Source organism: Delftia sp. WSY_22 (assembly GCF_043104185.1).
GTDB lineage: Bacteria > Pseudomonadota > Gammaproteobacteria > Burkholderiales > Burkholderiaceae_C > Comamonas > Comamonas tsuruhatensis.
The window spans coordinates 363,104-374,914 of sequence record NZ_JBICKN010000059.1 but is presented as its reverse complement, the minus strand read 5'-3'; the positions used below and the strand labels follow the sequence as shown (position 1 = coordinate 374,914).

Annotated in this window: 11 protein-coding genes; 2 read left to right on the top strand and 9 right to left on the bottom strand. The window is 64.9% G+C overall.

Features of this window, described 5'->3' with window-relative positions:
- Positions 1 to 61: 61 nt before the first annotated feature.
- The 6 genes from ACF8NF_RS27400 to ACF8NF_RS27375 all read right to left on the bottom strand — a co-directional run bounded on the left by ACF8NF_RS27400 (position 62) and on the right by ACF8NF_RS27375 (position 6,264).
- Positions 62 to 547 carry a DUF2946 family protein gene (locus ACF8NF_RS27400; RefSeq protein ID WP_017404965.1) on the bottom strand — a complete coding sequence of 162 codons (486 nt, stop codon included), beginning with the start codon at positions 545 to 547 and terminating at the stop codon, positions 62 to 64.
- A gap of 10 nt (positions 548 to 557) precedes the next feature.
- Positions 558 to 1,025 carry a copper chaperone PCu(A)C gene (locus tag ACF8NF_RS27395; protein ID WP_013803107.1) on the bottom strand — a complete coding sequence of 156 codons (468 nt, stop codon included), beginning with the start codon at positions 1,023 to 1,025 and terminating at the stop codon, positions 558 to 560.
- A 99-nt stretch (positions 1,026 to 1,124) separates the two neighbouring features.
- The gene (locus ACF8NF_RS27390) at positions 1,125 to 3,185 is read right to left on the bottom strand and encodes a TonB-dependent receptor (RefSeq protein ID WP_310038666.1); all 2,061 of its coding nucleotides are present in this window, start codon (positions 3,183 to 3,185) and stop codon (positions 1,125 to 1,127) included.
- 42 nt (positions 3,186 to 3,227) lie between these two features.
- Complete coding sequence (locus ACF8NF_RS27385; protein ID WP_016445420.1) at positions 3,228 to 3,719, bottom strand: copper uptake system-associated protein; 492 nt, start codon at positions 3,717 to 3,719, stop codon at positions 3,228 to 3,230.
- A 34-nt stretch (positions 3,720 to 3,753) separates the two neighbouring features.
- Positions 3,754 to 5,592 carry a TonB-dependent receptor gene (locus ACF8NF_RS27380; RefSeq protein ID WP_392451642.1) on the bottom strand — a complete coding sequence of 613 codons (1,839 nt, stop codon included), beginning with the start codon at positions 5,590 to 5,592 and terminating at the stop codon, positions 3,754 to 3,756.
- A 312-nt stretch (positions 5,593 to 5,904) separates the two neighbouring features.
- On the bottom strand, positions 5,905 to 6,264 hold the full coding sequence (locus ACF8NF_RS27375) for a DUF2946 domain-containing protein (protein WP_088165237.1): 360 nt from the start codon (positions 6,262 to 6,264) through the stop codon (positions 5,905 to 5,907).
- Between the two features lie 203 nt (positions 6,265 to 6,467).
- Between ACF8NF_RS27375 and ACF8NF_RS27370 the strand changes: the two genes are divergently transcribed.
- Positions 6,468 to 6,827: a DUF2946 family protein gene (locus ACF8NF_RS27370; RefSeq protein WP_016452463.1), complete on the top strand. Its 360-nt coding sequence runs from the start codon at positions 6,468 to 6,470 to the stop codon at positions 6,825 to 6,827.
- Positions 6,828 to 6,915: 88 nt separating this feature from the next.
- On the top strand, positions 6,916 to 9,090 hold the full coding sequence (locus ACF8NF_RS27365; protein ID WP_392451641.1) for a TonB-dependent receptor: 2,175 nt from the start codon (positions 6,916 to 6,918) through the stop codon (positions 9,088 to 9,090).
- Between the two features lie 48 nt (positions 9,091 to 9,138).
- On the opposite strand, the gene ACF8NF_RS27360 is transcribed toward ACF8NF_RS27365, so the two are convergent.
- The 3 genes from ACF8NF_RS27360 to ACF8NF_RS27350 form a co-directional block, all read right to left on the bottom strand.
- Complete coding sequence (locus tag ACF8NF_RS27360) at positions 9,139 to 9,264, bottom strand: hypothetical protein (RefSeq protein WP_392451640.1); 126 nt, start codon at positions 9,262 to 9,264, stop codon at positions 9,139 to 9,141.
- Between the two features lie 551 nt (positions 9,265 to 9,815).
- Positions 9,816 to 10,208: a hypothetical protein gene (locus tag ACF8NF_RS27355; protein ID WP_392451639.1), complete on the bottom strand. Its 393-nt coding sequence runs from the start codon at positions 10,206 to 10,208 to the stop codon at positions 9,816 to 9,818.
- A gap of 244 nt (positions 10,209 to 10,452) precedes the next feature.
- Positions 10,453 to 11,703 carry a phage major capsid protein gene (locus ACF8NF_RS27350; protein WP_230356429.1) on the bottom strand — a complete coding sequence of 417 codons (1,251 nt, stop codon included), beginning with the start codon at positions 11,701 to 11,703 and terminating at the stop codon, positions 10,453 to 10,455.
- Between the last annotated feature and the right edge of the window lie 108 nt (positions 11,704 to 11,811).

Below are 11,811 nucleotides of genomic sequence, written 5' to 3'. Positions count from 1 at the left end.
GGCATGGGAAAGGAATTCGGGAATGGGCGACGGCATGCCGCCCGTGCGGCCCTTTCGGGCTTCAGGGAAGGGGAGGCGCCCTGGGGGGAGTGCTCAGCACCACGCGCAGCACGGTGTCCCGCGGGCGCAGGGCCTGGGGCGGCAGCGGGGTGGGAGGCGGCGGTGCGGCAAAGCGCAGGTCCGCGCGGGACACATCAGGAGGGGCATCGCCCACGACCCGGCACAGCGGGCAATGCGCCTGGCCGGCTGCCGTGGTCTGCTCCTTGGCTTCAGGCTCCCCCGCAGCAGATGCCGGTTGCGCCTGCTGCAGGCCCAGGGGCGTGCAGACTTCCATGGCCAGCCGCGCCAGCGGGTCGCCACTGCCCTGGCCCGATGCCAGCACCATCGCCAGGGCAGGGTGCACAAAGGCGAACAGCAGCGCCGCAGCCATCCAGGCGGCAAAGCGCCGGCCCTGGTCGCGCCGCTGTCGTGCGCCCGGCAACGCCCACGGCCAGGCGGGTGGCCCGAAGGCCACCCAGCGCTTGATGCGGAGGCTGCTGCAGCGCATGGGCCCTGTGTCAGTGCTTGTGATCGTGGCCCGAGGGCGCCGCCTTGGTGGCCAGCGGGCGTACGGGCGCCTGCACCTGTACGGATTCACGCTTGCCGTCCTTGCCTTCGATGATGAGGGTCAGGGGCACGGTCTGGCCTTCCTGCACCTGCTGCTTGAGGTCCAGCAGCATCACGTGGTAGCCGCCGGGCTTGAGCTCCACGGTCTTGCCTGCCGGCAGGGCGATGGACGGCACCTGGCGCATCTTCATCACGTTGTCCTGCATGGCCATCTCATGGACTTCGACGACCGGCGTCAGGGGCGAAGTCGCTGCGACGAGCTTGCTGTCCTGGGCGGCCTGCAGTTTCAGGAAGGCGCCGGTGGCCTTTTGCTGCGGCACGGTGGCGCGCACCCAGGCATCACTGACGCTGACCTGGGCATTGGCGAATCCGCTGATCATGGCGGCGGCGAGGGCAAGCAAACGGACGTGGCGTTTCATGGGTTTCTCCTTCGTTGGCAAAAATGTCGTGTGTGTCGGGTGCGTGCCTGGTGCGTGACTGGTACGCGACTGGTGCGGTGGACGGCTGGAAGGTGTCCGTCAGAAGCGCAGGTTCATGCTGGCATAGACGCCGCGCCCGTCGGCGGGCGAGTAGCCCGAGGAGCCGCTGTCATACCAGGCGTAGACGTACTTGCGGTTGGTGACGTTCTTGACCTGCAGGCCCAGGTCCATGGTGTCCGAGAGGCGGTAGCTGGCACCCAGGTTCAGCACGGCGAACTTGCCTGCGCGGCCCTGGGTATTGGTGCGCTCCAGGTAGTAGTCACCCTGGGCATTGCCCCAGGCCGACAGCTTCAGCCGGTCCGTGGCCTGCCAGTCCACGCCGGCCGAGACCAGGTAGTGCGGCACGTTCTCGATTTCCTTGCCCAGGGTGGCGGGAGCGCTGGGGTCGGGCGCGGTGATGCGCGCCACCTGATGGGAGTAGGCGATCCAGGCGGTGGTGCGGGCATGGGGCTTCATGTTGAGCTGTATGTCGTAGCCCTTGCGCAGCGTCTTGCCCACGTTGCCCAGGCCGCCGGGGTCGGGCAGGCCGTCCACGCCCAGCACCCGGGCCACCTCGCCCGAGGCGCGCTGCTCCCAGTAGGCCACGCGGCCGTTGAGCCAGGGCAGGGGAGAGAACTTGACGCCCGCTTCCCAGCCATCATTGATGGAGGGCCTGAGGTTGCGATCCTGCGTGCGGTAGGCGTCGATGCCCGAGCCGATCTGGAAGGTCCGGCCCCAGTTCGCGTAGACGCTGGCCTGCTGGCTCAGGGTGTAGGCGATGCTGATCTTGGGCTGCTTGATCAGGCCGTAGTCATGCACGGGGGCGCGCGTGCCGGCCAGGCGGTCGATGAAGTGGCCATCCACGTCGTCAATGCGCAGCGCCGGGATGATCCGCAGGGCTTCGATGGGGCGGATCACGGCCTGCACGTAGGCGCCCTGCGTATGGAGGTCGAAGTCCCAGTCGCGGAACTGCGAGGTCCGCACGCGCTCCGTGGTGCGGTAGCGCTGGCCCAGGTTGCTTTGCCGCTGGGCGTCCAGACCGCCTTCGAGCGTGAATTCATGCGCCCAGGCCACCTTGGGGCGCCAGGTCAGGGTGGTGATGGCGCCTTGCTGCTGCTCGTCGTTGTAGCGCTCCTGCTGCGAGCCCGCTGCCGAGAAGCGCACCCAGCGCTGGTTCTCGTACTGGTTGGCGTAGACCTTGGCAGACAGCGACAGCTCGGGCGTCAGTTCGCCATCCAGGTGGGCGCTGAGCTGGCCGGTTTCCCGCTCGCCACGGTCGGCCGCCGCATAGGCCGGGGAGCTGCGCGGCGCCTTGATGGCTTCTTCGTAGCTGAGGTAGCCCGACTCCAGCGCCTTGTTGCGGTAGTAGCGCGCGATCACGCCGGTGCGCCAGCGGCCATCGTCCGAGGTGTAGAACCATTTGCCGGACAGGGACAGCTTGCGGGCATCGGCATGGTCCCGGTAGCCGTCCGAATCGCGCCAGGCCAGGAAATAGTTCTGGCTCCAGTTGCCGCTCTCGATGCCCTTGGACACCTGCAACTCCTTGGTGCCGAAGCTGCCCACGGTCACGCTGGCACGGCCCTCGTTGCCGCCCGTGCGGGTGATCACGTTGGCATTGCCGGCGATGTTGTTGAGGCCGTAGCGCGCGTCATTGGTGCCGCGCACGATCTCGATGGCCTCGATGTCCAGCGGGAAGACAGCGTCCAGAAAGGGCATGCCCCCGGCGTTGTCATTGCTGGGGATGCCATCGATCAGCAGCTTGACCGCATTGATGCGGCCTTCGCCGTTGAAGCCCCGGAAGGAGAAGCGCCCGGCATCCGTGCCCTGCTTGAACTGCGTGACCTGCACGCCGGGCGCCTTGGACAGCAGCTCCCAGCTGTAGTCCACATGCTCGTTCTCGAGGATGTCCGCGCCCACGATGTCCACGGAGCTGAACACGCTGCGTGTGGACAGCGGGCCGGAGGCCTTGGAGGTGATGCTGATAGTGCCCAGCGTCAGGGCGGAGTCGTCCTGGCTCAACGGTTGGGGGGCGACCAGGCCCTGGGCATGGGCCGCCGAGGCCAGTGCCAGGGTGATGGACAGGGCCAGGGGGCTGCGCGAGAAGGAGAGGGAGACAGACATCACGTGAGGCGGACGGTGGATGGTGTGGAGGATGCGATCGGCTCAATGGGCCGGATGTGCGGATGGGGGATGCTGGCCCTGCGCGTCCATATGGACCATGCCGTCGAACAGGGACAGCAGGGCGCGGCGCGGGGCGGGCATGGCGGACTCGGCCTGCACGACCTTGCTGGCCAGGCTGCGCGCGGCCGATGCAGACAGGCCAGCCATTGCCAGCATCTTGGGGTCCTTGAGCCCATCGCCGCCACAGACGGCCACCAGCCATTGGCCGTGCGCGTCGCGCCGCAGCAGGGCCCGGCCACCGCGATCGCCTTGTATCCATCCGGCGACCGCATGGCCGCCTTCGATGGAAATGGGCGCTACCTCCAGCCTGGCCTCGGGCTTGTCCCAGGTGGCCATCATGACGCTGCGGATGGCCGCCGCATCAGCCGATCCGGCCGTGGCGGGGGGCGTCGCGCCCGAGGCCGCCGCCATGGCGGGCAGGCCCAGGACCAGGGCCATCGACAGGGCGATGCTGCTCAAAGAAAGATGTCTCATGCGTGCTCCTTGTGCGGGCTGTGCGGGCGGGGGATCAGAAGCTGGCCGCCACGCCGATCTGTGCCGAGCGGCCGGGCATGGGGTAGCCGGGGCGATAGGCGTAGTTGCGGTCGAACAGGTTCTCCACGGCCAGGAAAACCTCTCCCTTGCTGCCCAGCGCAGGCACCGGATAGGCCACTCGCAGGTTGGCCACGGCAAAGCCGGCCACGCGCTCGGTGTTGGCGGCATCGGCGCCCCGCGCGCGGCTCAGCGCCCAGACTGCCGACTGGTACTGCGCATCGAAGGCGACCCGCACCGGGCCGGCCTTGCCATTGACGCCCAGCGTCAGCGCGCGGCGCGGGCTGTAGGGCAGGTTGTCCATGCTGGGGTCCAGCAGCGTCAGGCCGGCAAAGCCCGACCAGCCGCCGCCCAGCGCCTGGCGCAGCGACAGCTCCATGCCGCGCATGGTGTAGCCGCCCAGGTTGATGAACTGCGGCGGGGGCGGGACATTGGGCGGAAAGCCGAAGACATAGCGGTTCTTGACCTTGTCGTGGAAGATGCTGGCGTCAAGCTGTGTGGCCTGCGACAGCGTCCACTTGAAGCCCAGTTCGGCGTGGTCCATCTCCTCGGCAGACAGCTGCTGCCACGTGGAGCCCAGGGCCGGAATCAGCGATGCCAGCAGCGGTGTCTCCAGTCCGGGGTAGTTGATGCCGCGCGACAGGTTGGCGTAGACGGTGAACTGCTCCGAGGCCAGCGACAGGCCCGCATGGGGGGCCGCCTTGGAGCTGAACTGGCTGTGGTCGTACATGCGCAGGCCGGCAGAGGGCACCAGGCTCCATGTCGCCGACAGCGGGATCTCCTGGCTGAGTCCCGCATAGGGAGAGGTGATCCTGAAGGTGGGCGCCTGGAAAAATCCCTGGGTCGCTGGTGCGACGCGGTTGAAAGCGGCATCGCCCGAAATGCGGTCATGGTCCAGGCCGGCAGTGACGGTGGCCCCCTTCCAGGGCGAGAACTGTTCCTTCCAGCGCAGGCCGCTCATGCGGAATTTGTTGATGCTGTCGCCGTCCGGCGCGGGCTGGTCCAGCCAATCGCCCCGGCCATGGTTGCTGTACAGCTTGAGCTCGCCCCGCCAGTCACCATGCACGTGGGACACGGAGCTGCTGAACATGCTCGCCTTGGTGTTGTACTGGGGGGCTTGCGCCGCAGCGGCAAGCCGTGCGTCGCCAGGGTCCCTGGCCTTGTTGTCCACCTGCAGGAAGCTGGCCGCCACCGACCAGTTCGCATCCAGCCTGTAGCCAATGCGCCCCATGAGGTTGCTGAGCCGGCCATCCGCATTGGCGCGGTGGCCGTCCGAGCGCGCAAAGCCCTGGGCCAGGCTCCAATCCAGGTTGCCGCTTCTGCCCAGCAGACTGGCCTGTTCGGTGAGGGTGCCGTAGGAGCCCGCCGAGATCCTGGCATCCCCGTGCACGCCGTCCTCGGTGGCGCGGCGCGTGAGCAAGTCGATGGAGGCGAAGTTGTTGCCATTGACCTGGGGCTGCGGGCTCTTGTAGACCGTGATGGACTGCATGCCGTTGACGGGCAGCAGGTCCAGCAGGGGATGGCTCCACAGTCCCATGTAGAACGGCACGCCGTCCACATAGGTCTTGATCTCGCTGCCGGGTCGGCTCACACCCATGCCGCGGATATAGACGGCGCCGCCCTGATCGCCGCCAAAGGCACCCACGGGGTTGTAGCGCGAGATCTGGACACCGGGCGTGCGGCGCAGGGCCGAGGCCAGGTCCACCGCGTTCTGGTCGCGCAATTGGTCCTGGGTGATCACGGCCGAGTTGGAGGAAAACGCATCCAGCTCCATCTCTTCCACCACGGGGCGGGCATTGACGGTGACGGGGGCCATCTGAGGCTCCTGGGCATGCGCGCCGGCAGCCAGTGTGAGAAGCGCCGAGGCGATGGAGGACCTGTGGAAAACGGCCGGAATGCAGGTGAAGCGTTGGGCAAGCATGGGTGTGCACGCAGTCCGTCTGAACTGCGCAAATCATTGTTGGACGATCCAGGGCAGGCCATTGCCCGTGCGCCGCACCGCCGGCCTGGTCACAGGCGGGCGCATTGGGGGCTTGGGGCAGGCCAGGAAATGACCTCGCAACTGGCGTGGCGCAAGGCCTTGCCATGGTGTCGCGGCCAAGGCAGCCGCGCTATCGATGCGAGGGAATCAGGCCTGTGCGGGAGGCCCGCGGGGCGGAAGCGGCGCGCCGACCAGGGCTGCGATATGGGCCGCTGCAAACGGATGCAGGGCTGCCGCCAGAGGATGGGGTTGTGCCACCGCCAGGCTGACGGGAGGCAGAGGCAATGCAGGGGCCAGGCACATCGAGCAATCGAGCGTGTGCTGACCTGGCGCCTGGGCCTGGCCCTCGTCGTCAAGAACCACCATGGTGATGGCTCCGCCGCTGGAGCAGATGAGCTCCATGGTCTTGGGGTTCACGAAGGGCGAAGCGCCCGCAACACCCAGCGTCAGCAGGAACCACGCCAGGGCGAGGCGCTTCCAGAATGACGATGTGCGAAGGGTGTGCATAGCCCGCGATTATGGCGGCGATATCGGACCGACAGCAACCTTCTTGCGCAATGGCGGATGCAGATCCGGCCCGGTTGATCTTGGTCAAGGTGCTGCCGCCGCTTGAAGGCGGCGGATGGCAAGGCAGTTTTGCAGGGAACTCACAACAGCTTGCCAGGCAGTTGCCTCGCTCAACAGGCGATGGCCCCCCATAATGCGTACGCATGCAAACCTTGCGCAACTGCCTGATGCTGCCCCGCCTTGCTTTGGCGTGGTTCATGCTGGCATTGGCGATGGCCGTGGCGTCGCCCATCGTGCACCCGCGCTCCCTGGAAGTGGTTTGCACGGGCAATGGCAGCATGCAGGTGGTCGTTCTGGATGACGAAGGACAGGCGAGTGCCGGCACGCACCACTCGCTCGACTGTCCTTTGTGCCTGGTGGTCACGCCTGCCTTGCTTCATCCTTCGCCGGAGTTTGAACAGCCGCAGCCGTTGGGTTTGGCGGTGCAGCCCGTGGAGTCGGCGCGCATTGCCGCGCTGGTGGGGGCACCGCTTCCGCCCAGAGGTCCGCCGGCGCGCGTGTAAGCCTTGTGCGGCGGGCCCCGATGCCTGCCTCACCTTCGCCGCCGGGCCTTGTGGGGCACGGCAGGTCTCACTTGCACGCAAATCGCTCATGACCCGTTCCATTGGCCCCGCGATGCCCGAAGGCATCGTTCACACTTCTTCGTCCACCTTTTTGCAACGTTCTCGCCAGACCCGGGCCGTGGTGTTGCTCCCCATGGCGTTCGCTTGCTCGGCAAGCTGGGGACAGGCCTCCACAACCCTGGACACCGTCACCGTGCGCTCATCCGGCGACAGCGCCCTGGAGCGCCCGCTGGCCACCGGCAGCCGACTGGATCTCAGCGCACGCGATACGCCCGCCAGTGTCGAAGTGATCACGCGCGAGCAACTGCAGGCCAGGGGCGACACTTCGCTGGTCGATGCAATCACCCGCTCCACGGGTATCACCAGCCTGGGGCATCCGGGCAACAGCGGCAGTTCGCTGTCGGCACGGGGCTTCACCGACACCACGTCGGTCATGCGCTTGTATGACGGCACTCGCCAATATGGCGGTGTGGGCGTGAGTTTTCCCTTCGACACCTGGTCCGTAGACCGCATCGAAGTGCTGCGTGGACCGGCTTCCGTGATCTATGGCGATGGCGCCATTGGCGGGGTCATCAATGTGATTCCCAAGAAGCCCACGCGCAGTCCGATACGCAACGAGGTCCAGGCCACGGTGGGCACCGACGGAAAACGCGGCCTGGCCTTTGGCAGCGGCGGCGCAATCAATGAGCACTGGTCCTACCGTCTGGATGCCAGTGGCGACCGCTCCGACGGATGGGTTGACCGGGGTGATTCCAGCAGCCGCACCCTCTCCGCAGCCTTGCGATGGGATCCGGTGCAGGACTTCAGCGTGCAACTGTCCCACGCACTGGGCAGGCAAAAGCCCATGCGCTACTTCGGCACGCCGTTGATCAATGGAGTTCAGGATCCGGCGGTGCGCGAACGCAACTACAACGTGGCCGACAGCCGCATCCAGTACAAGGACCGCTGGACCGAACTGGCGGCGCAATGGACGCCCTCCAGCAACGTGATCGTGCGCAGCAAGCTCTATCACATAGCCAGCGACCGCTACTGGCGCAACGCCGAGACCTACCTGTACAACGCCTCCACCGGCCTGATCGACCGATCCGGAAACACCGAGATCGCCCATGACCAGACGCAGACCGGCAACACCACGGATGCGACCTTCAGCGGCAGTCTCTTCGGTCGCAAGAACCAGGTGTCCCTGGGCTTCGATGTCAACCGCGCGGCTTTCCAGCACTCCAACAACACCTATGTGGGCAGCTCCGGTTCGGTGGACCCCTACAACCCCGATCCCGGTCAATACACCAGCTCCATTCCCTTCATTCCCCGCTATCGCAACAAGGCCGAGCAATATGCGCTGTTCGCCGAGGACCGCCTGGAGATGACGGACCGCTGGTCATTGGTGGCAGGTGCGCGGTTTGACCATACAAATCTCTCGCGCCAGGACCTGGTGGCTGGTACGCAGGCCTTCAAGCGCAGCTACTCCAATGCGGGGTGGCGCTTGGGATCGGTCTACCAACTCCACCCCGGCCTGTCACTGTATGCCCAGGCATCCAAGGCGGCGGATCCGGTGAGCGGCCTGCTGATGCTGTCTGCCGCCAACGCCGCTTTCGACGTGTCCACAGGGCGGCAGTTCGAAATCGGCCTCAAGCAATCGTTCTGGGAAGGCAAGGGCGACTGGACGCTGGCGATGTACTCCATCACCAAGAACAATCTGCTCACGCGTGACCCTGCCAACCCCGCGCTGCGCATCCAGGTGGGGCAGAGGTCATCCAAAGGCATGGAGAGCACCCTGTCGATGCAGGTCGCCAAGACGGTCCGGCTGGATGCCAACGTGGCCTTGCTCAAGGCGCGGTACGACGACTTCAGCGAGTCGGTTGGCGGCGTCACCGTGTCCCGCAATGGCAGCGTGCCCACCGATGTGCCTGAACGTGTCGCCAATGTCTGGGTGGGCTGGAACCTCGCTTCGAACTGGACACTGTCAGGAGGTCTGCGCCATGTCGGCAAACGCTACGCCGACAACGCCAATACCTTGAAGCTGGGGGCGTACACCACCTTCGATATGGCACTGCAATGGAAGGCCACTGCAGATACCACGCTGACGCTGCGCGGGTTCAACGTTCTGGACAAGCACTATTTCTCCACGGCCTACTACACCACGACGCAGTGGCTGGTGGGCGAGGGGCGGCGCGCGGAGATCACGTTGCATCACCGCTTCTGAAGGCGTAGCTGGCGAAAAGGTCGGTCTCCTTGAATGCCGCACAGGACTTCAGGAGCCGGCCGGTTGTAACGCTTCGAGCACCATCAACGCATCTCCCGCAGCCACAGCCTTTCCAGCTTGGCAATGCGCGGCAGCAATCCTGCCTGCCTGACTGGCTACCACCTGGAACTCCATCTTCATCGCTGGCCGATGGACGACGTCCTAAGCTGGATGTACCTGAAGCCCGAGACCAGCGCGGGCTCTTGGACTTCTTTGGATCTATTGGGATTTCTTGGGATGCCAGGATGGCCCCCCGGAGGGGCTCACATTTCTTGTTGAAATCACCATTTTTAGAGGGTTCCAGGTGCGCCAATCTGGAAAGTACCAACAAAAGTACCAACAAAAGAAAAAGTGACTCCAATGGTGGCTGTCAGCGCCCCAGGGGCGGTGACGCCTGGCCTAGCTCAGGGGCGGGGCGGCTGACTTCTTGCTCTATCGCTCGGCTGCCGAGGCGCTCAAGAGTCCTCTCCAGACGCGATGGCTGGATGTTAAAGCTTTAACAAAAAATCAAAGATTCAAAGAATCAAAACGCCCCGCAAACCCGCATAGATGCTGGGTTTCGGGGCGTTTCTGTTTGATTAACAAAATTCAAACGGGGAAAATTTTTTGCGCGTGAGGAACAGGGCGGTCTAGGCCGGCGAGGGCCCCAGACTTCGCATGCCCCCGGGGCTCGGACATGGAGAGGCTCAGGCAACCAGCGCAGCCCTGAAGGCAGCAAAGCCAGCCAGCACAGCAAGGGCAAGCGTCAACTTGCCTCGCAGCACCTCATCCAGTCTCTTGCCTTTGTTGGAGGGATTTGAGGGCCTCAATTGAAAAAGGGTTGCCCACAGTGCAAAAACTGCAGCGCAAACCGCCGTGTACCTGGCTCCATCCCACTTCACGTTCGCGGTGGCCATCACCAAGGCTGCGCTGATGGCTACCCATAGAGATGCGTAGCAAAGACTGCTGAATAGATCTGAGCGAAGCGACTTCCTAAGCCCGGAGTCAGCAACTTCCCATGCCTCTCGCTCCTGTGCGCTCGGCCACTCGCTTGTCATGTGCAATTCTCTGGCCTGCTTGTTATGGTGCAACTCGACCATCACGCGCTGCCTGTATGCCATTAAGACGTATTGCCTATTGCTAAGTAGTAGAGCTAGTGCAGCTTTGAAGTGGGATGGAGGCAACGGGTCATTCATGCAGACATTGTGCCTATACAGTCCTTTGCTCACCCTTCCATTGCTGTGTTCTCGGCCAGCTCGGATGGTCGGAGGGGCCTGGTTGACGCAGAAAAAAGCCCCGCTGGGCGAACCATGCGGGGCTTTGTTGCGTCTGGGTCTGTCGTGCTTACGCGCGCACGCCCTTGACCACTGCGAACGTCTGCGGGTAGGGGATCACCACATCAGCGCGGACGTGGCAGGCAAAGCCGATCTCGCCAGTCGAGGCGAAGACCTCGCGCAGGAGCTGGATGCTCACGTTCTCGCGCAGCAGGAAGTACATGCCACGGAAGTCTCCCAGGTACAGCTCGCTGCAGTCCTTGCCCGTGCCCACGGTCAGGTCGATAGGGATCTGGGACGTGTGCAGGATGGGCAGGTTCTGCAGCAGCTCAGGCTTGCGGATGGGCTGGCCCGTGGTGTCCACCAGTCCGGCCAGGGTGATGACGCTGCGGGGTGCACCGATCACCGCATTGGGCAGCGGGCCGTCTGCATTCATTACGGCGCCGATGCCTTGCAGGATGGGGCCATAGTTGGCCAGGGCACCGCCATTGGTGCCGCCGAAGTTCACCACTTGGACGCCAACGGTGTTCAGCAGTCCCCGGGGCTCCGGCGCCGTGCCGCTGCCACGCAGGCCTACGCGGTCCAGCTCCTTGGCGAAGGCCTGGCCGATGGCGATGCGCAGTGCCGCTTCCATGTTGGGGGCGTCGGCCAGCAGCTCGCGGCTCACCTTGAACATGAAGGCCAGGGACTGGGGCACAGCCGCCACGCCGCGGAACGTGGGCTCAGACTGCGCCAGCGCCGCGGACTCATTGCGCCAGGCCGCTTGGGGAAGGCTGTTCACCACGGCCGTGGTCACGGACTTGGCCCCTTTCTCCATGGGCACCACGCCGGCGCCAGCTTGCAGCAAGCTGCTTGCAGGTGCCATTGCGGCCAGGATCTCAGGCATGACCGTGTGGGGCACTGCATAGCCGCCTGCCGTGTCTTGGCCTACGGCCAGTGCCTGAATGGCGCCTTCGCTGGAGCGCATTCCGGCCACGGCGCGCACGAAGTCGGACAGGCCTATCTTGTCGCCTGCTGGTGCGTCCTTGCCGTAGTGGGCCTTGAACTCCGCAGGTGTGCGCAGGGCCTTGAAGCTCTGAATCACCCCATCGATGGTGGCCTGCGGTTGCGTGTCGTTGCCAAAGTGTTGCTGGCCTGCCAGCTTGGTGTGTGCATCTTCGATTTCGCGCTGCTGCTGATCCAGCTTGGCGTCGTAGCGGGTTTTGAATTCGTCAAATGCTCCCTTGAGTCCGGCAATCACGGCGGGCATGTCTGCTGGCGTGGCTTCTGCTCGGATGGCACGAATGCCACGGGGGATGGACGATTGGGTATGGGTGCGCATAAAAATGCCTTTGCAAAAACAAATGTGGAAAGGGTTCACATCCGTTTCAAGCAGCGCCCGGCATGCTCTCGGGGTGTGTCGAACTGCAGCGCTCGGCATGCAGTTTCA